This is a genomic window from Pseudoalteromonas sp. SA25, assembly GCF_011378705.1.
GTDB lineage: Bacteria > Pseudomonadota > Gammaproteobacteria > Enterobacterales > Alteromonadaceae > Pseudoalteromonas > Pseudoalteromonas arctica.
This window is the reverse complement of sequence record NZ_WTKV01000030.1, coordinates 11,658-32,356: the sequence shown is the minus strand read 5'-3', so window position 1 is coordinate 32,356 and position 20,699 is coordinate 11,658. Positions and strand designations below refer to the sequence as shown.

The following is a 20,699-nucleotide window of genomic DNA, read 5'->3' as shown; positions in this document are numbered from 1 at the left end:
AAATGGCCAGTTAATACTGGCCATTTTTATTTAGTAAAATAAGTATAACTTGTTGAGAATGCGCGATAACTGCTATTTATAACTTTTTAATCAACATAAACATTTGGTTGATCATTGGCTCAGCAAATTGCTCTACATTAGGACGATTAAAATAACCGCGTAAACCTGTAAATTGCACCTGAAAAAAGCGCGCATATTCAACAGCGGTCAACGTATTACTTAACTCACCTTTGTTTATTGCTTGTGTAAACAACTGCGTTAAATAAGCTTCAAATTGAGCGGTTAAATCTAAGCTTAGCTCATATAGGTTTGAGTCTTTTTCTGCAAACTCGCTGTTTGCTTTAACCAGCATACAAATAGCGCTTGGGCTGCAATCTTTTGTTTTAATTACCACGTTTTCAACAAACGCACGTAATCCACCAAGTACTGTATCGGCACTTGATAAAAACCCCTCTATTTGGGTTTTCATTTGTACTGTGTAATCTTTCAGCGATTCGCAGTATAGCCCTTCTTTAGAGCCAAACGCAGAGTAAATACTACCGGGGCGCATATTAACGGCTTCTTGTAAGTCACGCGTTGAGGTTGCATGAAAACCTTTTTGCCAAAATAGCTGGCTTGCAACGCGAACTACATTATCGCGTTCAAATTTAACCTTATTAGCCATATCATTCTCAATCAATTTGAACATTTGCTCAATTTTAACTTGAACAGTCGCTCAAAATCAAATACTATGTGTCTCGAAGTTACTTAAAACTATTAATTATTAGGAGCTAACCATGGCCGAATTTACTTTATACACTCAAGAAAACGCACCAGAAGAAGCAAAACCGTTACTAGCTGATTCAGTAGCAGCATTTGGTATGCTTCCTAACTTACATGCAGTAATGGCTGAAGCACCAACATTACTTAAAGGTTACCAAGTACTGCATGAGCTTTTTCAAAAAACATCATTCAATGCAGAAGAACTAACAGTAGTATGGCAATCAATTAACGTTGAGCACGCATGTCATTACTGTGTTCCTGCACACAGTGGTATTGCAGCGGCAATGAAAGTTGACCAAGGTGTTGTTGATGCACTTGTAAACAAAACACCACTTGAAAACCCTAAGCTAGAAACTCTTCGTGAAACTACACTCGCAATGACACGTGAACGTGGCGTGATCAGCGATGAGCAAATCGAAAAATTCTTTGCAGCAGGTTACGGTAAGCAACAACTACTTGAAATTATTGTAGGCTTGTCTCAAAAAGTAATGAGCAACTACACTAATCACCTTGCTGATACACCAGTAGACGCTGCATTTAAAAAATATGTAAAATAAATACGATTTTATAAATGACAAAAGGCAGCCTAGGCTGCCTTTTTTGTGTTTATAAATCGCGGCTATTTAAATTTAACCGTTTTTGTACTGCGTGTATAAATACGTTGTTCGGGCTTTGTCCACTCACCCTTTTTTAAATAAGAGGTCGATACTAGAAACTTATCGTCTTTTAGTTCACTCATCGATTTAACCTTTGTAATACCATCTTGGCTACCAGTTACATCTTCATAGGCTACAAATTGAGTAGGGCTGAGTACTTTCATAGTGCCTTTTGTGTAAAATCCAGCGGTAGTGAAATAGTAAAATACCAAAGACTCTTTTTTACTGTCGTAAAAAATCATCGACTCGCCCCCATACTCACCTTCATTAATAGAGTGCTTGGTATGTATCGCTTTACCGTTTAAAGCACGCTCCCAACGGCCAACATCTTGTATTTTTTTAGCGCCTTCTGGTACTTTAAAGTCTGCTTGCCACGTTCCTAAGTAAGGTTTAAACACTTCTAGCTCTTTATCAAGGTTACTGGCAGTTTCATTAGCAAAGCTACTAAATGTGCATAAACATAATGCTAAGAATAGCGATTTAAAATATGTCATAATTTGGCTCTCGTTGTTAGGCTCTTATAAGCCCAGTATAGGTGATAATTAATTGATAAAGAAAATATTAATCACGTTCTCATTGCTTTATTTAGCTGCCATTTGGTTAGCTCACCCGCTGCAATACTTACCTGTTTATATACCAATATATGTACCTGGTTATATAAGTGTATTAAGTGCTATAACTTTTTTAATGTACGCGTGGGATAAGCGACAAGCTAAGCGTTCTTCACATAAAAAAGTAAACCGCACGCCAGAGCGCACACTGCAACTACTTGCATTATTTGGAGGATGGCCGGGGGCATTACTTGCTCAACAATTACTTCGTCATAAATCGCAAAAGCGACGTTTTATTATTGTGTTGTGGTTATGTATTTTAATTAATGTAGGATGCAGTATTATCGCTATTTATTTTCCGGATTTATTGTTAGGTTAAAGTATAAATAGGAAAAGGACTTTTTATGACCAATACAAGATCGGCTGGCGTGACTTTAACGCTTATTTTATTTTTATTAATACCAATGCAAGGATGTGCAGACATGTTTGGGTTCTTTAATAAACAAGACGTTACGTTGTCGTTGCCAGTAAAAGGCAGACTATTAAATAATGGTGAACCCCAACAGGGCGTTAAAGTAACAAGAGAGCTGATTTACGGTGATACTTATATTGATGAAGCCATAAGTGATAACAATGGTTACTTTTATTTCGGTAATAAAACAATACGCAGTTCAAAACCTTCAAGCATGTTTTTTAATAGCTCTTTGCTACAGAGTATTTATATTGAAAACAAAAAAGATGAAGATTCAATCTTGTGGTATACCACAATACAGTTCACCGAAGAGCAAGCACTGCTGTCTGATATATTAAATAACTTTGAATGCGAACTTAGTGAAGAGGCTAGAACGTACGATATACCGATAAAAAATACGGGTCAATTTTATACAGTTTATACGCGTTGTAATACCAATTCGCTTAATTAAGTGGTCTATTTTGAGGGCGGAAAAACGTGTTGATAGCTAGGCAAGAAATTCGCTATTTAGTTGTTCTAAATGAGAATTTTTTAACGCAGATAGCGACACGTTTAACCCCGCAAAATGATTAAGTATTATTGCGGATTGGTATAAGTTATAGAAATTAGTGAGAAGTTTGATAAAGCCACTAATGTTCATCTATTAGTGGCTTTAATATGACGATTAACGTTTTAACTGTGCTTCTTTTTGGTTTAGTAAACGAATTATAGGGTTTTGCTCTAATATTTTACTTTTCAAAATATAACCAATAATTAGTCCAGCTATAAAGCCCCCAATATGCGCACCATAATCAATGCCATCAGGGCCTGTTACTGCACCAAAAATGTTAAATCCTAACCAAATAGCAAAAAACCATACCGCAGAAAGTTTCTTCTGATAAATTACAAACATAAAAGTAAGGCTTGCGTGTCTAAACCACATTAAGTACATGCCAAATAAACCGGCTATAGCGCCACTTGCACCCACGCCAGGTATATTCGACATTGGACTTACAATGTAGCTAGCAAACGAAGCGAGTAGTCCACAGGCTAAATACCATAACAAAAAGCGTTTATGGCCTAAAACATCTTCTAGGTTATCACCAACTATATATAAAAAGTACATATTGCCGACTAAATGCATTATAGAGCCATGTAAAAATACGCAAGTTAATACAGTCCATAGCTCATTACCTTTGCTTAAATCTGCAGGTGTCATAGCAAAGTTATCAATAACATAGCTAAATGAGCTTGGATTTAAAAAATAAAGTGCAAAAATCAATGTATTTAAAACAATAAGGCCGCGAGTAACCCAAGGGGTTTTTTGTGGTTTAATATTATATTCAACAGGCATTTGCGTTAAAAATTGGAACAGGTAGGTTTTCCAGCTTACTTTTTGATTTAGCTCGCCTAAACTCGCTTTTATTTCAGGGCTTTTTTCTACACTTTCAAGCTCATCTTTATCAATCCATGTGCCATCGCAGTGTCTACAAACATCAATTTCGGTATGAAAAGCTTCAAGTAAATGAAAACGTTCTAAACTTTTTTTACAATCAGGACAGTCAAGCTCAGAAATTCCTAATGGTTCACCAAAGTGAGTTTCAAATTTATCTCCTTCAGGACCGTCATTTATCTCTGAAATCATTCTGTTTACTTCATTTTTTTCGAACCATAAACCGCCACACTCACGGCAAATATCTATTTCTTCACCTTGATAATTGGTTGCTTCTAATGGATGGTTTTTACAATGAGGGCAGTTCTTAGTTGGCATTTTCAAGTTCCTTTAACGAACCAACAGAAATGTCATTCTGCTGTAATTCCATTTTTAATTGTTTAGCGCTATTTTTTAATGCTGGTAGTGTTTGAGTTTTAATTAAGTCTGTTATTTTTGTTAATTCGATAGAGGCTTGCTTAGCAGACATTTTGCGATTTATTGCGGCATTAATGATAAAGTCGGCTCGAGAATAAAACCGACGTATTCTAGTTAAAAACTCACTCGGTGTTTCAAGCGTAGTAGGAGAAAATTGCATGGTTTTCCATATGTACTGCTCAAGTGTTGGTTTAAAAAACTCCATCTCTGATGTTGGAGGGCTCTTCGCTAAGCGTTCTGCATACTCAGCTACCGTGTTTGCATTATCATTAACTTCGTCATAAAGTGATGTACGTAAATAGTAGTTATCTTCCATTTTACTAAATGAATCAAACTTAAGCGCTTGTTCTAAACCGCTTTGAGCCGCCAGAAAAACACCAAATACAGTAGAAATAACCATAAAAAATTGATTTAACCAAAAACCAGTGCTTTTTAGTTCTTTATGATCGACCGTTTTAAGGGCTTGAGTGAATTTTTGAGTAACTATAGGTGGTTTTGTATTGTTTTCTGGGGTGTGATTAGTTGGTTCCAATAGCTTATTCCTTAAATTTTTGCTTCCTTTTTAGGCACGCAAGAATACTTAAAAATTAACCAGTTAGCAATGCTCCTACCCACATTGAATATACTTTTTACATATATACCTATATTAAAGAAACAATTCGAGTATAGCCTTTCCCTTAAATTTTAAATTGTTTTTTAAATCATCTAGCGATCCAACTAAACAAAAAACTTCATAGCTCTATATTAATGAATAGAGAGTTTTTGTAGTGCCTGAGGCTATTTTGTTAGCAAAGTAACGTATTACCAATAAACGGACTAAAAAACCTTCTTTAATAACTCAATAATAAGGCGTAGTTAGCCTTTATATTTAAGGCATTGTTGGCCCAACGCCTAAGAGGGGTATTTATTTTTGTTATACAAAAGTGGAGAACTTTTTATACAGGCAAAGACTATGTATTTAAAAGCACAGCGCCGCTTTTATTTTCGCCTAAATGATCATCTTCATTGTAAATTGGGCAACTTTTAAGTGATAAGCAACCACATCCTATACAACCGTCTACTTTGTCGCGCAGGCGTTGCATATGCGCAATTCGCTCATCAAGTTGCGCTTGCCAATGTTTTGAAAGTGCTGACCAGTCTTGTTTTGTTGGTGTGCGGTTGTCGGGTAGGGTAGCTAAGGTGTTTTTAATCTCATCGAGCGTAATTCCCATCGCTTGAGCTGCTTTTATTACAGCTACACGGCGTAATACATCAGGTTTATAACGTCGCTGATTACCATTATTTCGCCAGCTCTTAATTAAAAACTTAGTTTCGTAAAAGTGAAGAGTAGATACTTTTACACCACTTCTTTTTGCTACATAGCCAACGGTTAGGTTAGCTTCGGTTAATTTTTTTTGTCCTGCTGGCATTATTTTAATCCTTCAGTTGACCTCAATATAACTTGAGGTTTTAAGCTTCTACCACATTAAAAAAGGAGCTAACTAAATGCAACAAAAACTTGAGCGTAATACTGTTATTATTTATTCAAGCGCACGAAAAAACGGCAATACCACAGCCCATGTTAATAGCTTTGCCGAGCAAAATGATGTGCGCGTAATTTGTCTGGATGATTATAAAATTGCGCCGTATTGTTATGACAAAAACTATAAAAATGATGACTTTTACGCGCTATTTGAAGCAGTTTTAAAGTACGACCATTGGGTGTTCGCGTCTCCTGTTTATTGGTATAACACTACGGTACAAATGAAGTCTTTTATAGATAGGATCACAGATTACATGGATGACGAAACCTTGAAGCCGAAGTTACGGGCTTTACGTAATAAAGATTTTTCGTTGTTATCAAACGCATCATCGCTTGAAGCGCCTGATATTTTTGTAGAAATGTTTAAACGAACATTTAGCTATTTAGGTATGCAGTTTATTAACCACCATCATAAAAACACTCAATCGGCAGCATGATAAGCTGCCCTTTTTTCTTTGCTTCTGTTAGTTTTATAAATAGGTTAACTTATTTAAAACACAGGATTGTTTATGAAATACCTATTATTGCTTTTACTTATAAGCCCATTTTCGCAAGCGGATGAAAACCTTATTAAAGACTTTGGTTACTTTTATAGTGTCCCGGAGCATGTTCAGATAAATGACTCTACGGTATTCAAAATAACCTTTGATGTTGGTGATGGCGCTAAAAAAGGTGAGCAGAACAATTCAATAAACTCACTTGCACGTTTTATTAATATGCATGTAGCACACGGTGTAAAGCCAGATAACATTCAATTAGCGTTAGTGGTACATGGTAGTGCTAGCGTTGATGTATTGGCTAATAGTGAATATAAAGAACGTTTTAAAGCAGATAACAAAAATCAAAGTTTAATAAAGCAATTGTTGGCCAATAACACCGTGGTTTATGTATGTGGGCAATCGGCTACGCATTATAAAGTAGCACCAGAACAACTAATTGAAGGTGTGCAAATGTCACTTTCGGCGATGACAGCACATGCCCAGCTGCAACAGCAGGGTTATACACTCAATCCATTTTAATAATTAACATGACAAAAAATATTCTCTGCTTTGGTGATTCTAATACGTGGGGTTTAAACCCTGTAACGGGAAAACGCTTTGATGAAAATACCCGTTGGACATCGTTATTAAATAAAAACTTAGGGTGTGGCTTTAACGTAATAGAGGCAGGGCAGCCTAACCGCACGTTAGTGCATAATCCACCGTTTGATGGCGTGCTTAATGGTGTTAGTTATCTAAAGCCTTATTTGGATAAGCATGAGCTCGCCTTTATTATTATTGCCCTTGGTACAAACGATCTTAAAAAACGTTTTAATTTAACACCTAGTTTAATAGCAGGTGGCTTAAATGATTTAATTAACTCAATACATATTTATTATCAGCAAGGTAGTACTTTAAAATCTCCTAAAATTATTATTGCTAGCCCACCTAAAATAAGAATCACCGAGCAGTATTCGCGTGTTTACGAAGGTGCAGATATAAAAGCAACAGAGCTCTCTAGTGCATTCAAAAGCGTTGGGGCTACTCATAAATGTACTTTTATTGATTTTAATACATTTATTAATGTAACAGCCGGTGATGGGATTCACTTTGAAAGTAATCAGCATTTAACGGTAAGCGCTAAAATCACTCAGTTTATTCAAAATTCGTTCAATAATTCTTGAATCGATCTGTTTGAATTTAATGCGACTTATGCAATCATCTAATAAAGTAGTGATATAAATTAACAACTTCGGGATGCTATGAAAAAGTACCAACAAAAATCTATTATAGCCGTTTTAACCGGAGTGTTAGTTTTCATAACTGGCTGTATTATTTTACTCAATTTTGCAGCGCAGCAATTAACAGCACAAACAAAGTCTGATGCTGAGTATATTCTCACTCATGTAGAAGGTGCAATTGCAGAGAGGCGTCGAATACTTACCCCATTAAATAAGCTTGCGTTTAAACAGTGTGACAATACGACTCTTCTTGAGATGCGCCGCGCTTTATTTGACGCAAAATATGTAATTGATATAGGTTTTTTTAAAGGTAACCAGTTAGTTTGTACAACGGGGGCAGGCTTATTAAGTAAACCAATTAACGATAAACAGCCTGACTTTATTCGCGATGATGAACAGGTGAGGGTTCGTTTTGAGCCAAAGCTTTATTTATTATTATTTAGTGAGCGCCCTATGGAGGTAATTATAGTCAGGCAAGGGGACTATAATTTAATTATGCAGAGTACTCCCTTTACTAATATTGGAGTTACTGCGCCTGATTGGGAAGTTGTTTATAAAACACCAAATACTTTGCATCATTTAGCGGGTAAAGAAGGTCTCTATCTTCAAGTAAAAAACAATGTTTTCTTTCCTTACGAAACTAATTCAGTTTGTAGTTCTACAAGTAGTCAATACTGTGTTGTAGTGCACTTACCTTGGAGTCAGTTCTTTTCTAATAATCACTTGTTATTAATAATTTCGTTAATTTTAACCTGTTTAGCGGGAATATCGAGTGCGTTAATAGTTGATGCTAGAATTGCTGCACGTCGCTCTATTAATCAGCGTATCCGTAAAGGACTTAAAAAGGGATCATTTTATTGGACTTACCAGCCTATTATTTGTTTGCAAAGTGGCAAGCTGATTGGTTGCGAGGTACTTGCACGTTTTGAAGATAAGTACGGTGCTTTATTTCCAGATGAGTTTATTCCGGTTATCAGAAAAAATAATTTAACCTGGAGTTTTACTGAGGCCATGATTGCTAACACAATAAAAGAGTTAACCTCTCTAGAGGAATTGCCTGAAGGCTTTAAGGTGTCGCTTAATATATTTCCGTGTGATGTAGAGCTGGGTAATGTATCGTTGTTGCCGCAAATTACAGAGCTTACCAATTCGCGCTTTATTATTTGTTTAGAGATAACTGAAGACGAATACCTTGATACAAGCATCGCGCATGCTCATTTTAGAACCTTGGTTGAATCGGGATTTAACTTATCACTAGATGACTTTGGCACGGGTTATTCGAATTTAAGAAACTTACAAAACTTGAGCTTTCATCAACTTAAAATTGACCGTACGTTTGTTCAAGATATAGCAACTGAGGGCTTAAAAGCCTCTATGATCCCAAATATTATGGAACTTGTGCATAAGTTTAATTATACCTGTGTAGCAGAAGGAATTGAAACCACTGAGCAAGAAGCAATTTTAAAAACAGCGGGTGTGCATTACGGACAAGGCTGGAAGTATGGTAAACCCATGACTGCGTCTAAATTTAAAAATTATATAACTAGTCAGCATTTTTAGATCTCAGCTGCCATACTAAGCGTATCGTTATGAAATTTAAAAAATATTAGGTTTATTATGATCAAATTAATATTAAGTGCTTTTGCATTTTTACTACTTAGCGCATGTACAACACAGTACCCAAACCAGCAATTAACAGGTAAGCAGTTTCCAAGCATTAGCGGCGAAAGCTTAGAGCAAAGCATGGTGACTATACCTAGTGATTTTAAAGCAGATAAAACACTACTGCTCATCGGGTACAAGCAAGACAGCCAGTTTGATATAGACCGTTGGTTAATTGGTTTAGATATGGCGGGCGTAACGCTCCCTACATACGAACTACCAACCATTGCCGGCATGGCACCACGTATGTTTAGCACATTTATAGACAGCGGTATGCGCAAAGGCATCCCTAAAGAATTATGGGGTGGAGTAATCACTATTTATAAAGATGGCGAGAGAGTTCAAAAGTTTACAGGTAATCAAAGCCCAAATAACTCACGTGTGGTACTTATAAATAGCAGCGGCGAAATTTTATATTTTTATGACCGAGGTTTTTCGGTTGATGCGTTAAATAAATTAAAAGCGAGTATTGAGTAATTCACTTTAGCCTTTAAATTCATTTGTTTAGGTTAATTAAAGTGAAAGGGAGCGAATGCTCCCTTTATATTGTATTTTATTTAAAACGCGTAACTTACACTAAAGCGCGTTGTACGAGGCATAATGTAACGACCATTTGGTGCATCAGCATTACGTGGATCACCTTCTGTAATGCCTTGCTCATCCGTTAAGTTATCTATTGCTACTTGAAGCTTGATGCCTTCCATTGGTTCTAATATTAAACCTAAATCAACTTTTTCGTAGCCATCGAGTGTTACAGTGTTTTCGTTATTGCCAAAGCGATCATCAACCGCTGAAAGCGTACCGTATAAAGTTGCATACATACCTTGTAGCTCAAAATCGTAACTTGGCGTTATACGTACTTGCCATTTTGGTTGGCGCTGCGACTGGTTACCATCGTTTGTTGGGCTCTCTGTAATTTCAGCATCTTGTAATGTCGTATTTAAATTAACAGAAAAACCAGAATCATGATTAAAGTTGTAATCAAGCTCTATACCGTATGCTTCGTTTGTTAAAATTTCTGCTGGTACGCCAGGTCGTCTTACAAATGTGTCGCCTTTAACTTCATTTACAAATACGGTTGCATAAAAGTCGGTTGATTCAGTAATTAATTTATAACCTAGTTCACCTTGAGTAATTTCTTTAATAAGCTTTTCGCCGCCTTCGTAAGCATCAAAGTTATCTCTAAAGTCATCAAAGTAAGGCATTTTATAACCACGGTTAACACGGGCAAACACACCCATATCATCATTAATTGAATAGTTTAACCCTGTAGTCCACGATGTTTTACTTTCATCATAGCTAACGGTTTTAGTAATAATACCGTCAAGGCCCTCATCTACACTGTATTCTACTTCGTGGTTTTCTTGACGTACGCCAACATCAAGTGTAAATGCATCAGCAAATTTGTATTCACCGGTGACATAAAACGCGTTAGTGCGCGCATCACCTGTTGAGCTTATGTCGTAGTTAAAATCACAACCATCGGTGTTTTGATTACATTCAATACCGGTTAATGCTTCGCCACCTGATTCAAGTACATGGTATGCAGTGTTACCTAAGCTCCACCAATCTTTTGCTGAAGTACTTGCAGTGTAATATCCAAAGGTTGTTGATAGGTCGCCAAATTTCTTCGAAAAAGCTAAATCATTAGTAAATGAGCTGATTTCTTTAAGTACTACCCATCGACCAAGTTGTTGGACTGGGGTATCGCTTGCGTATTCAGTGTTTGTAACTGCTCCAAATGCAGTTTGGCCGTTATCAGCAACTGCTCCAACCGTTGTTGCTGAGCCACTAGGTACTAAACCGTAGGTATTTGCATCGCCTTTAGTAATGTTAAAGCGATCTGAAAAATGCCAACCACCTTTTAGCTCTAGCTTAATACTACCGCCCGAAACATGGCCGTCCCACCCTCGGCCATCACCTAGGTCAATATCAAGTGCTTGCGCATCGGGGCCTGTAAATATTGTTGCTTGACGATTTAGCGTACCAAGTTGCGTATATTCTGCGTCAATACCATCAACATTAAGGGGTGTTGGTAAGTACCATGCACCGTGATCGTCTGTTTGGCGGGTATAAAAATTAAGCTCGCCGTTGTCTAAATCTTTAGTAATGTTGATTGTAAATTGGCTACCTTTTTCAGAAGTAAAGCCCGCATCACGAATACCCGGTGAGCTTTTTACGTAACCGCCAACCATAAAGTATAAATCGTCAGTAATTTCACCACTCATCACAGCGTCAACTCGCTGTAAGTCGTAATCAGAAGTTGTGTATTTAAATAAGCCTTCTGTTTCTTCGCCACCACGTTTTAATCTAAAATTGGTTGTTAATCCTGGTTGTCCGTTAGATAAAACAGGATTAGGTCCACCACGCAGGGCTTCTACTGTCTCAATGGTTTCATCAACACGAAACATTGATGAGTTTTCTAAAAATGACAATGTTGAAGCAGGATAAATAGGTGAGCCTTCAATACTGAGTGTTAAAAATGGGGCATCACCACCACCAGGAAAACCACGAACAAATACATTAGCGCCCGATTCACCACCTGAGCTTTCTACCCAAACACCAGGTATTGCTTTAAACAAATCAGCGGTGCTTTTTGGAGACAGTTTAATAATTTGTTCACTATCGATATTAGTTACCGCATAGCTGGCATCAATTTTTCTAACTCCAACACCTGTAGGTGTTCCCGATACCACAATGCGCTCAACTTTCTGTTTTTCTTGTGTTTGCTCTGCTGCAAATGCGCATTGAGTGCTAAGCGCTAAAGTAATTGCACACGCTAATGTACTTTTTGCTTTATTGATTTTCATGTGTGTGATCCCGTTTTTAGTGTATTAAACAGTGTATTTCTGCAGCCTTTTTACTAAAAATCATTGTAAATAGGCTGTGTATATTGAAACCTTAGAGATAAATGCAAACGTTTGCAATATTTATTTGTAAATTATTTATGAATTTATATAGTTTATTTATTGAGCTTATTTATATGTTAAACACTTTTTAGGTCGTTGTTCGCGCCAGCAAAAAATAATAATGCTATATTGTCAGCGAGTTAGATAATTGTATTGATCAGTGGTAAGCGACTATTTAGGAAGATCATGAATAACAAAAAAATTAAATTAACTGATTTAGCGAAACTAGCAGGCGTGTCTACCTCTACAGTTTCGCGTGCGCTTAATGATAATCCGCTAATTAAGCAAGAAACCCGCGATAAACTTCAGCGCTTAGCTAAAGAGCATAATTTTAGTCTTAATACGGCTGCAAGTCGGTTGCGGACACAAAAAACCAATGTAGTTGCGGTTATAATTAACCTTGACGAACAAACAGAGCAGTCGATTAGCGATCCGTTTTTACTTAAAGTAGTGAGCGAAATTAATCTTGCACTTAATCAGCAAGGGTTAGAGCTTTTACTATCTAATTCAATCATGGCGCAAGACGATTGGGCTAATTATTTTATTAATAGCCGCCGTGCAGACGGTATTATTGTTGTAGGTCAAGGTAAAAACCAAACCAATATAGAAAATGCAGCTAACGCAGGTATTCCGCTGGTGGTATGGGGAGACCCTAAAACACCTAGCAACTACCCCATTGTAGGAAGTGACAATTACCTGGGAGGCTTGCAAGCAACAACGCATTTAATAGAGCACGGAGCTAAAAACATTGTATTTTTAGGCGATCCAGAACATGGTGAAATTAGTGAGCGTCATAGAGGGTACTCTGCCGCATTAGCATCCCATAAATTAGAGCAACATGTTGTATCTATTGATATTACAAGTAGCTCAGCGTATCGATCAATTAACCAATTACTGCGTGAAAAAGGCCTTTATTTTGATGCTATAGTTGCATGTAGTGATATGGTTGCCTTAGGTGCCATGAAAGCCTTAAAAGAGCGTTATGTAAGCATTCCTAATGATGTCGCTCTAGTAGGTTTTGATGATATTGCTATGGCCGACATTAGCCACCCTTCATTATCAACTATCCGACAAAACACACAGTACGCAGCCACGCTATTAGTTCAAAAGTTGATGCAGCAACTATCTGGTGAAAAAGTAGTGTCACAAGTAATTGATATTGAACTGATTACCCGCCAATCAAGTAAACGATAGTTTATAAATCATGTTGAGTTAATGTTAAATTTGAAATGCAAACGATTGCATTGAGAGCTGTTCTAAACTAAACTCAAACCTCACTGATATAAACACACACTGTGTATGCACTCGTTATGGGCATACAATAAAGGTCGTTATAGCGTTTAAATAACGCTGTAAAACGAGGGCAATTATGAGTAAAACAAAAGTCACACTGGCAATTGCAGCAAGTTACTTTATTTTCGCTATTTTGTTAAATAGCGTGGGCACCGTTATTTTGCAGGCAATAAATACCCTTGGGGTAAGTAAAACAGAAGCTTCAGTGCTTGAGGGGTTTAAAGATTTATCCATTGCGATAATGTCATTTGTAGTGGCTTCGTTTATTCCTCGCCTAGGCTATAAACTGGCCATGCTAGGGGCACTTACTGTTGTTGCGCTTGCTTGTGTAAGTACCGCTTTAATTAGTGACTTTTATGCGTTTAAAATTTTATTTGCCGCCATTGGTTGTGGCTTTGCTGTGGTTAAAGTGTCGGTTTACTCTATTATTGGCCAAGTGACAGATGATGCAAATAGCCACTCTTCATTGTTAAACACCATTGAGGGCATTTTTATGGTTGGTGTGTTAAGTGGCTATTGGATTTTTACTGCTTTTATAGATCCAAACGATTCAACCGCGTGGCTCAACGTTTATTACTTACTAGCAGCTCTGGCCCTAATTGTTATAGCGAGCGTAATTGCTGCGCCTATAAAGCCCGCCATTATAAGTAAAACTAAACGCTCCTGTTGGTTCGATTTTATCGCCATGCTTAAGCTAACATATCAACCGTTGGTACTCATATTTATAATTAGTGCTTTTTTATACGTATTAATTGAGCAGGGCGTAGGTACTTGGCTACCCACATTCAATAATGAAGTTTTAAAACTTCCTATAGCTATTAGTATTCAGCTGGCCAGTATTTTTGCTGCGGCACTTGCATTTGGGCGCTTAGTAGCAGGGCAAGTACTTAAACACATTCACTGGTTTGTTGTATTGAGCAGTTGTTTAGTTGCGATGGCCGGCCTCATACTTATTACCCTACCGCTTACTGAGAATGTTACTGAAAATACAGTAATTAGCTTATTTGATGCACCACTTGCTGCATTTATTTTACCGTTAATTGGCTTTTTCATGGCGCCTATCTATCCGGTACTTAACTCAGTTATGCTCAGCGCTCTTGAAAAACATCGTCATGCCGCTATGACTGGCTTAATTGTAGTTTTTTCAGCACTTGGTGGCACAACAGGCTCAATAATAACTGGTTATGTATTTGAGCACTTTAGTGGCCAGCATGCGTTTTACCTTTCTTTAGTTCCCATTAGTTTGATTTTTATTAGCGTGATTTTTTTCAAAAAACGAACCGACGCTATCTCACAACACGCAACGACAGCTTAACAGTAAGGAAAGTTATGAGTTTTTTTGACAGCCAATTATTTAAAGATGTTCAAATGCAGCATGTATTTAGCGACTGTAAAACATTCGCAGATGCAATTGCGCGTGTTAATTGGCAAAGTGCATGTAAAAGCTATGAACAATTAGCGCCTTTAACTAATACGCAGCTTAGTGAGTTTGTAAACGCACACTTTATTACTTCCCCAGTGCTAGCAATGGGCACTGAGGTTGATACGTCATCGGTTAAACATTATATAGACTCGTTATGGAGTGGCCTTAGAAGAGAGGCGGATACCCCGAAGCAAGATTCATTACTAGCACTAAAGCACAGCTATATTGTGCCTGGCGGGCGCTTTCAAGAGATTTACTATTGGGATAGTTATTTTACAGCATTGGGCTTAATCGATGCAGATAAAGGTGATGTAGTTGAAGATATGCTACTTAACTTTGTCGATTTAATTAACGATTATGGTTGTATTCCAAATGGTAACCGTCGCTATTATTTATCACGCTCGCAGCCACCGGTTTTAGCTCTCATGGTCGAATTATTATGGGAACATACGCATAGCAAATCACTTAATACGCAATGGCTTGCTATGTGCGTTGCAGCACTTGAAAAAGAATATATATTTTGGATGCAAGACGCGCAGTTGCTTTCGAGTGATTTATTGGGCTCAAAGCGGGTAGTAAGAATGCCTTGTGGTGGTGTTTTAAATCGTTATTGGGACGATGTAAGTGAGCCAAGAGCAGAGTCATTGCGTGAAGACTTAGCGCTAGCGCAAGGGTTAGCGAAGGAGCAAAAGTCTGATTTTTATCGCAATATTCGCGCTGCATGTGAGTCGGGTTGGGACTTTAGCTCTCGTTGGCTTGGTGAGTCTAATTTACTAAGCTCTATTCAAACAACTGATATTGTTCCTATAGATTTAAACTGCCTTATGTATAACTTAGAGAATCAGCTAAGCAAATTTTTTCAATTGCTAGGCAATAGTGAACAAGCTGAGCATTACCAATTACTTGCCAGCAATCGCAAGGCGCTTATTAATGCTTACCTTTGGAATGAACCAACCGGCTTTTTTGTTGATTATAACTGCCGTACAACGACTCAATCTCCAATACTTAGTGCAGCGGCAACTACTGCTTTATTTGTTAATTTAGCGAGTAATGATCAAGCAATCAAGGTAGCTACAATATTAGCCAATGAATTTTTAAAAGAGGGTGGCATTGTTACAACTATTACTCAAACGCCTCAGCAGTGGGATAGTCCAAATGGTTGGGCTCCACTACAATGGTTTGCGGTAAAGGGGCTTAATAACTACGGTATTACACAATTGAGTACACATATAATGCAAAATTGGGTAAATATGGTTGAGCAAAACTTTGCAGTAAATAAGTGTTTACTCGAAAAATACAATGTGTGTACACCAGCGGTTTTAGCCAGTGGTGGTGAATATCAAGTACAACAGGGCTTTGGTTGGACTAATGGTGTAACGGCTCGATTTTATAAATTACTAAACTACTAATCCGATCTGTTATTTATCTTACAAAAGTAATTGTAAAGACGAAGGCAATGTATGTTATGCATTGATTTAATAGGTTTTTATTTTTTAGGATGAGAAACGATAACTTTATTTTAATACCAAAATCTCATTGTAAGTTGTATTTGATTTAGGTAATGTAGTGTAAATGTTTCAAGGACGAAATTTATGCCCCATAAAAATTCAGTATTTGTAAAAACAACGTTTTAATCATCTTTTCATTCACACAACTACACTGCTATTTTAAGAACACTACAGGCCTTGTTTGGTAATATTAAAATGGACGATGTTATTCCTAAAGTTGAGCAGCGTGCAAATTATGATTTGTTTTTAATAGATGGTGCCAAAAGTAAGTGGCAAGATCTCATCCCTGCAGACCTTATTTTTTTAGCTAAACACTACAGCGTTGTTATCTTTAATGTTGATAAAGAAGATGTGTGCGAGCAAAACTTATTGCTTAACCATTTTAATGGTGTTTTTTATAAATCTGATCCACCAGAAGATATTTTTAAAGGGTTACTTCGTGTTAATACTGGCGAGCTTTGGTTTACGCGTAAAGTGATTTCAAAAGCTTTTAACGATATTTTAGCCGTGACATCGTCGTTTAATAGCTTACACGACGACGTTGAATTGAAGCAGGACGATTACGATCATTTAACAAAACGAGAAAAGTCTGTTATTCATTTAATTACACAGGGTGCGAGTAACAATACAATCGCTGATAAACTTAACATTAGCGACCACACTGTAAAAACACATTTATACAGTGCGTTTAAAAAAACTAACTCACGCAACAGGGTGGAGCTTGCTAATTGGGCGCAGCGCTATATATCGGTTTTGCTGCCAATGGGGAAATAGTTTTTTGAATAAATTTCACTACTCCTAAAGTAATTTAAGCCCAGCTTTGCTGGGCTTTTTTATGTTTTAAAAAATATAAACTATGCTTTTTTATACGGGTGGGTTTTAAGCCAGTGCTCGGCGATTTGCTCGCGCGTGGCAAACCATACCTGCTCATGCGATCGGGCATATTCTAAAAACCGTGCTAATGCTTTTATTCTTCCTGGTCTGCCAATTAAGCGGCAATGCAAACCTATCGACATCATTTTTGGGGTGTTTTCGCCTTGTGGGTCGCCTTCTTCATAAAGCGTATCAAATGCATCTTTTAAATAATTATAAAACTGATCGCCAGCATTAAAACCCTGCACGGCAGCAAAGCGCATGTCGTTTACATCGAGCGTGTAGGGCACAATGAGCTGTGGCTTACCTTCTTTAATACTGTAAAAGGGCAAATCGTCGCTGTAATCGTCGGCGTCATATAAAAATGTGCCATTCTCAACTACAAGGGCTGCGGTATTTGGGCTAGTTCGGCCGGTATACCAGCCTTTGGGCTTTTTACCTGTGAGCTTTTTAATGACATCAATGGCTTGTTGCATATGCTCGCGCTCGGTTTGCTTATCTATATTTTGATAATTAATCCAGCGCAGGCCATGGCTTGCAATCTCGTGGCCCGCTTCAACAAAGGCTTTAGCTAAATCGGGATGGCGTTCAAGAGCCATCGTCACTGCAAAAATGGTGACCGGTATATCGTATTTTTTAAATAAACGCAGTAGCCTCCACACGCCCGCGCGCGAGCCATATTCGTAAATAGACTCCATGCTGATATGGCGATCTTCTACATGGGGAGCACTGACTATTTCTGATAAAAACGTTTCAGCGGCTGCATCACCATGCAGCACGCAGTTTTCGCCGCCTTCTTCGTAATTTAATACCACTTGCACGGCAATACGTGCTTTATTAGGCCAGTTTGCATGAGGTACATCTGGGCCATAACCAATTAAATCGCGCGGGTAGTTTTTAAATTTCTCGCTCATATTATTGCTCCTTTTTAAGCGCTGCGAGCCAAGAGCCTAGCGCTTCTCGCTCTGTGTCTGTCATCTTGGTCATATTAGCCAGTGGCATATCTTTGGTTATAACCGCGCGGGTATGAATAAGCGTACTAGCTTTTTTTACATCACTAATAGAATCGAGCTTAAAGCCTAGCGGCGCTGTTTGAAAAAGCTCAGAGGTAGGTGTTTCGCTGTGGCACCCGGTACAGTGCTTATTAATTATATCCCACGCTTGTGCGTCGGTAATACTTGCTTGTAAAGGCGCGTTTTCGTCTGCATTTGTTGTACTGCTGGGCCAAGGTGCTATTGCTAGCATAAGGGCAAAAAATGCTGCAATACCACTTATAAGTACTGAAGGTTTATTAACGCCTTGATGTTTTAAGTTAAAGTAATGGCGTATCCACATACCAATACCAAACAGCGCAATTAAAATAAGCCAGCCAAAGTTGTGGCTATACGTGTAAGGAAAGTGATTGCTAAGCATAATAAATACCACAGGTAACGTGGCGTAGTTATTATGAATAGAACACAGCTTTGCCTTTAAACCTGGCGCTGAATCAGGGATTCTACCAGCTTCTACTTCACTTACCATATAGCGTTGCCCTGGCATAATAATGTGATACACATTACCCACCATACACGTGCCAATGAGTGCGCCTACATGAATATACACAGCGCGGTCGCTAAATAATTGATCAACCCCAAAAGTCCATAGAGCTAATAAACCAATAACTACAGCAATAAACACTTTGCCGTTTTCGACCAGTGGGCTTTTACACAATAAACGATAAACACCATAGCCTAAGCCAATAAAACCAAGTGATGCGCCAATAGCTACAAATTTACTTAGCTCACTTTTGCTGTTATCAATTAAGTACACATCGGCGCCAACATAATAAAGTAAGCTAAATAGTAATATACCGGTGATCCAGGTTGTGTACGCTTCCCACTTAAACCAATGCAGGGTATGAGGCATTTGTTCAGGGCCATTTTGATACTTAGCCACTTCGTAAAAGCCACCGCCATGCACGGCCCATAAATCGCCTTTTATGCCTTTATCTATTTTCCATTGCGGTGGTGTTTGTAGGTTGTTATCAAGCCATGCAAAATAAAATGAAGCGCCAATCCAGGCTATACCAGCAATAACATGAAAATAACGCAGTACTAAATGAGCAAGCTCAAATAAATAGTTTTCCATAACAGTTAAGCCTCTTCTAATACCGGTGAGCGGGTGTCTGAAAATTGATTGCTATCATCGCGCTTATACACACTTTTACCCATAATGTAGGTTTGCTCAACGCAGCGGTCGTCGCCTAACATCATCATTGCAAATAGTTTTTCATGCAGGGTTTTGGCATGTTGTATTCTAAATTTTAAAAACGAAGTTGCCGAACAATCCATTACAATAAAATCGGCTTCACAGCCGGCTTCAAAATTACCAATTGTCCCTTCTAAATCGAGCGCTCTAGCACCGCCGAGTGTTGCTAAATACAGCCCTTTAAATGCTGAAAACTTTTGACCTTGTAACTGTTGGATTTTGTAAGCTTCGTTACCTGTTTGTAGCATAGAAAAGCTTGTTCCTGCGCCTACATCGGTACCCATGCCTACGTTTATGCCGTGCTCTTCACAGGCTTTTAAATTTAAAAGTCCTGAGCCTAAAAACAGGTTTGAGGTAGGGCAGTGCGATATAGCCGCATTGTTATCTGCAAGGCAGCAAAGCTCGCGCTCAGATAAATGAATACTATGGGCAAATACTGAGCGTTTACGCACCATTTTTGCTTGCTCGTAAACGCCAAGGTAATCTTCGGCTTCTGGAAATAACCCTTTTACCCATTCGCACTCGTCTTTGTTTTCAGATAGATGAGTGTGCAGGTAGGTGTCTGGGTATTCTTCAAGTAACTGAGTGCATTTTTGTAATTGCTCAGGGGTTGATGTGGGAGCAAAACGCGGTGTAACTGCGTAGCTTAACCTATCAACATTGTGCCATTTTTTTATTAGGGCTTTGGATTCGTCATAGCTTGTTTGCGCGCAATCAGATAAGTCGTCAGGGCAGTTACGATCCATCATTACTTTACCCGCAATCATACGTAAATTGCGTTTTTGTGATTCTTTAAAAAACGCATCAACCGATTGCGGGTGCACAGTGCCAAATACAAGGGCAGTGGTTGTGCCATTGCGCAGTAGCTCGTCTAAAAAGCGATTAGAGATCTCTTTTGAGTAATGCTTACACGTAAATTTTTTCTCTGTCGGAAACGCATACTCGGTTAGCCAACTTAGCAGTTGCTCGCCGTACGCCCCCACCATTTCGGTTTGTGGTAAGTGTATGTGGGTGTCAATCATACCAGGCATAACCAGTTTGCCATCGTGGCGGATAACACGCGCTGATTTATCAATCGTAGGTAATATGTCTTGCTCGTAACCAAGTTTAACTACTTTGCCGTGCTTGATAACTAATGCGCCTTTTTCAAAAAAACGATGGGCGCTTTCGCCAGCAATGGCAGGGTCGTCAATAAAGTCGAGTATATCGGCACAAACTACTGTTAAGTTATTATTGTTTTGCGTGCTCATTA

General features: G+C 38.2%; 20 protein-coding genes and 1 pseudogene. 12 read left to right on the top strand and 9 right to left on the bottom strand.

What is annotated here, in order from left to right; translation table 11 throughout:
• Positions 1 to 76: 76 nt before the first annotated feature.
• Entirely contained in the window at positions 77 to 664 is a 588-nt protein-coding gene (locus GQR45_RS19190) for a TetR/AcrR family transcriptional regulator (protein WP_010553549.1), read from the bottom strand.
• 112 nt (positions 665 to 776) lie between these two features.
• Between GQR45_RS19190 and GQR45_RS19185 the strand changes: the two genes are divergently transcribed.
• On the top strand, positions 777 to 1,319 hold the full coding sequence (locus GQR45_RS19185) for a carboxymuconolactone decarboxylase family protein (RefSeq protein WP_007586212.1): 543 nt from the start codon (positions 777 to 779) through the stop codon (positions 1,317 to 1,319).
• Between the two features lie 62 nt (positions 1,320 to 1,381).
• Here the strand turns inward: GQR45_RS19185 and GQR45_RS19180 are convergent, their stop codons facing one another.
• Positions 1,382 to 1,912, bottom strand: a complete 531-nt coding sequence (locus GQR45_RS19180) for a hypothetical protein (RefSeq protein ID WP_165726785.1) — start codon at positions 1,910 to 1,912, stop codon at positions 1,382 to 1,384.
• Positions 1,913 to 1,964: 52 nt separating this feature from the next.
• Between GQR45_RS19180 and GQR45_RS19175 the strand changes: the two genes are divergently transcribed.
• Together GQR45_RS19175 and GQR45_RS19170 are read left to right on the top strand one after the other, a co-directional pair.
• A complete protein-coding gene (locus GQR45_RS19175) occupies positions 1,965 to 2,348 on the top strand; it encodes a DUF1294 domain-containing protein (RefSeq protein WP_165726784.1) in 384 nt (127 codons plus the stop codon).
• A 25-nt stretch (positions 2,349 to 2,373) separates the two neighbouring features.
• Positions 2,374 to 2,892 carry a transthyretin-like family protein gene (locus tag GQR45_RS19170; protein WP_240920289.1) on the top strand — a complete coding sequence of 173 codons (519 nt, stop codon included), beginning with the start codon at positions 2,374 to 2,376 and terminating at the stop codon, positions 2,890 to 2,892.
• A gap of 213 nt (positions 2,893 to 3,105) precedes the next feature.
• On the opposite strand, the gene GQR45_RS19165 is transcribed toward GQR45_RS19170, so the two are convergent.
• The 3 genes from GQR45_RS19165 to soxR all read right to left on the bottom strand — a co-directional run bounded on the left by GQR45_RS19165 (position 3,106) and on the right by soxR (position 5,699).
• Positions 3,106 to 4,191, bottom strand: coding sequence for a rhomboid family intramembrane serine protease (locus GQR45_RS19165; RefSeq protein WP_165726783.1), 1,086 nt, complete (start codon positions 4,189 to 4,191; stop codon positions 3,106 to 3,108).
• Positions 4,181 to 4,822 (bottom strand): hypothetical protein, encoded by a 642-nt coding sequence (locus GQR45_RS19160; protein ID WP_165726782.1) that lies wholly within the window; start codon positions 4,820 to 4,822, stop codon positions 4,181 to 4,183. Before GQR45_RS19160 ends, GQR45_RS19165 begins: the two co-directional genes overlap by 11 nt.
• Before the next feature lie 418 nt (positions 4,823 to 5,240).
• Complete coding sequence (soxR, locus tag GQR45_RS19155; protein WP_165726781.1) at positions 5,241 to 5,699, bottom strand: redox-sensitive transcriptional activator SoxR; 459 nt, start codon at positions 5,697 to 5,699, stop codon at positions 5,241 to 5,243.
• 76 nt (positions 5,700 to 5,775) lie between these two features.
• Between soxR and GQR45_RS19150 the strand changes: the two genes are divergently transcribed.
• The 5 genes from GQR45_RS19150 to GQR45_RS19130 all read left to right on the top strand — a co-directional run bounded on the left by GQR45_RS19150 (position 5,776) and on the right by GQR45_RS19130 (position 9,671).
• Positions 5,776 to 6,249 (top strand): flavodoxin family protein, encoded by a 474-nt coding sequence (locus GQR45_RS19150; protein ID WP_165726780.1) that lies wholly within the window; start codon positions 5,776 to 5,778, stop codon positions 6,247 to 6,249.
• A 72-nt stretch (positions 6,250 to 6,321) separates the two neighbouring features.
• Complete coding sequence (locus GQR45_RS19145; protein WP_165726779.1) at positions 6,322 to 6,831, top strand: DsrE family protein; 510 nt, start codon at positions 6,322 to 6,324, stop codon at positions 6,829 to 6,831.
• Positions 6,832 to 6,839: 8 nt separating this feature from the next.
• Positions 6,840 to 7,475 carry an SGNH/GDSL hydrolase family protein gene (locus GQR45_RS19140; RefSeq protein ID WP_165726778.1) on the top strand — a complete coding sequence of 212 codons (636 nt, stop codon included), beginning with the start codon at positions 6,840 to 6,842 and terminating at the stop codon, positions 7,473 to 7,475.
• 78 nt (positions 7,476 to 7,553) lie between these two features.
• Positions 7,554 to 9,092, top strand: coding sequence for an EAL domain-containing protein (locus tag GQR45_RS19135; RefSeq protein WP_165726777.1), 1,539 nt, complete (start codon positions 7,554 to 7,556; stop codon positions 9,090 to 9,092).
• Between the two features lie 57 nt (positions 9,093 to 9,149).
• Positions 9,150 to 9,671 carry a hypothetical protein gene (locus GQR45_RS19130; RefSeq protein WP_165726776.1) on the top strand — a complete coding sequence of 174 codons (522 nt, stop codon included), beginning with the start codon at positions 9,150 to 9,152 and terminating at the stop codon, positions 9,669 to 9,671.
• Between the two features lie 80 nt (positions 9,672 to 9,751).
• Here the strand turns inward: GQR45_RS19130 and GQR45_RS19125 are convergent, their stop codons facing one another.
• Entirely contained in the window at positions 9,752 to 12,004 is a 2,253-nt protein-coding gene (locus GQR45_RS19125; RefSeq protein WP_165726775.1) for a TonB-dependent receptor, read from the bottom strand.
• 285 nt (positions 12,005 to 12,289) lie between these two features.
• Here GQR45_RS19125 and GQR45_RS19120 point away from each other — a divergent pair, with 285 nt between their 5' ends.
• The 4 genes and pseudogenes from GQR45_RS19120 to GQR45_RS19105 all read left to right on the top strand — a co-directional run bounded on the left by GQR45_RS19120 (position 12,290) and on the right by GQR45_RS19105 (position 17,101).
• Positions 12,290 to 13,297, top strand: coding sequence for a substrate-binding domain-containing protein (locus GQR45_RS19120; RefSeq protein ID WP_165726774.1), 1,008 nt, complete (start codon positions 12,290 to 12,292; stop codon positions 13,295 to 13,297).
• A 175-nt stretch (positions 13,298 to 13,472) separates the two neighbouring features.
• Positions 13,473 to 14,711 carry an MFS transporter gene (locus GQR45_RS19115; protein WP_165726773.1) on the top strand — a complete coding sequence of 413 codons (1,239 nt, stop codon included), beginning with the start codon at positions 13,473 to 13,475 and terminating at the stop codon, positions 14,709 to 14,711.
• Between the two features lie 14 nt (positions 14,712 to 14,725).
• Entirely contained in the window at positions 14,726 to 16,228 is a 1,503-nt protein-coding gene (locus GQR45_RS19110; RefSeq protein ID WP_165726772.1) for a trehalase family glycosidase, read from the top strand.
• 183 nt (positions 16,229 to 16,411) lie between these two features.
• A pseudogene (locus GQR45_RS19105) lies at positions 16,412 to 17,101 on the top strand (LuxR C-terminal-related transcriptional regulator).
• Positions 17,102 to 17,181: 80 nt separating this feature from the next.
• Here the strand turns inward: GQR45_RS19105 and puuE are convergent.
• The 3 genes from puuE to guaD are packed head-to-tail and all read right to left on the bottom strand — an operon-like array spanning position 17,182 to position 20,697.
• The gene (puuE, locus tag GQR45_RS19100) at positions 17,182 to 18,114 is read right to left on the bottom strand and encodes an allantoinase PuuE (RefSeq protein WP_165726771.1); all 933 of its coding nucleotides are present in this window, start codon (positions 18,112 to 18,114) and stop codon (positions 17,182 to 17,184) included.
• A 1-nt stretch (position 18,115) separates the two neighbouring features.
• On the bottom strand, positions 18,116 to 19,327 hold the full coding sequence (locus GQR45_RS19095; RefSeq protein WP_165726770.1) for a urate hydroxylase PuuD: 1,212 nt from the start codon (positions 19,325 to 19,327) through the stop codon (positions 18,116 to 18,118).
• Between the two features lie 5 nt (positions 19,328 to 19,332).
• Positions 19,333 to 20,697: a guanine deaminase gene (gene guaD, locus GQR45_RS19090; RefSeq protein WP_165726769.1), complete on the bottom strand. Its 1,365-nt coding sequence runs from the start codon at positions 20,695 to 20,697 to the stop codon at positions 19,333 to 19,335.
• Between the last annotated feature and the right edge of the window lie 2 nt (positions 20,698 to 20,699).

Coding starts and splice junctions, on each gene's coding strand:
- GQR45_RS19190 (WP_010553549.1), bottom strand. CDS start 664: ATGGCTAATAAGGTTAAATTTGAACGCGATAATGTAGTTCGCGTTGCA.
- GQR45_RS19185 (WP_007586212.1), top strand. CDS start 777: ATGGCCGAATTTACTTTATACACTCAAGAAAACGCACCAGAAGAAGCA.
- GQR45_RS19180 (WP_165726785.1), bottom strand. CDS start 1,912: ATGACATATTTTAAATCGCTATTCTTAGCATTATGTTTATGCACATTT.
- GQR45_RS19170 (WP_240920289.1), top strand. CDS start 2,374: ATGACCAATACAAGATCGGCTGGCGTGACTTTAACGCTTATTTTATTT.
- GQR45_RS19165 (WP_165726783.1), bottom strand. CDS start 4,191: ATGCCAACTAAGAACTGCCCTCATTGTAAAAACCATCCATTAGAAGCA.
- soxR (WP_165726781.1), bottom strand. CDS start 5,699: ATGCCAGCAGGACAAAAAAAATTAACCGAAGCTAACCTAACCGTTGGC.
- GQR45_RS19150 (WP_165726780.1), top strand. CDS start 5,776: ATGCAACAAAAACTTGAGCGTAATACTGTTATTATTTATTCAAGCGCA.
- GQR45_RS19145 (WP_165726779.1), top strand. CDS start 6,322: ATGAAATACCTATTATTGCTTTTACTTATAAGCCCATTTTCGCAAGCG.
- GQR45_RS19140 (WP_165726778.1), top strand. CDS start 6,840: ATGACAAAAAATATTCTCTGCTTTGGTGATTCTAATACGTGGGGTTTA.
- GQR45_RS19135 (WP_165726777.1), top strand. CDS start 7,554: ATGAAAAAGTACCAACAAAAATCTATTATAGCCGTTTTAACCGGAGTG.
- GQR45_RS19130 (WP_165726776.1), top strand. CDS start 9,150: ATGATCAAATTAATATTAAGTGCTTTTGCATTTTTACTACTTAGCGCA.
- GQR45_RS19125 (WP_165726775.1), bottom strand. CDS start 12,004: ATGAAAATCAATAAAGCAAAAAGTACATTAGCGTGTGCAATTACTTTA.
- GQR45_RS19120 (WP_165726774.1), top strand. CDS start 12,290: ATGAATAACAAAAAAATTAAATTAACTGATTTAGCGAAACTAGCAGGC.
- GQR45_RS19115 (WP_165726773.1), top strand. CDS start 13,473: ATGAGTAAAACAAAAGTCACACTGGCAATTGCAGCAAGTTACTTTATT.
- GQR45_RS19110 (WP_165726772.1), top strand. CDS start 14,726: ATGAGTTTTTTTGACAGCCAATTATTTAAAGATGTTCAAATGCAGCAT.
- puuE (WP_165726771.1), bottom strand. CDS start 18,114: ATGAGCGAGAAATTTAAAAACTACCCGCGCGATTTAATTGGTTATGGC.
- GQR45_RS19095 (WP_165726770.1), bottom strand. CDS start 19,327: ATGGAAAACTATTTATTTGAGCTTGCTCATTTAGTACTGCGTTATTTT.
- guaD (WP_165726769.1), bottom strand. CDS start 20,697: ATGAGCACGCAAAACAATAATAACTTAACAGTAGTTTGTGCCGATATA.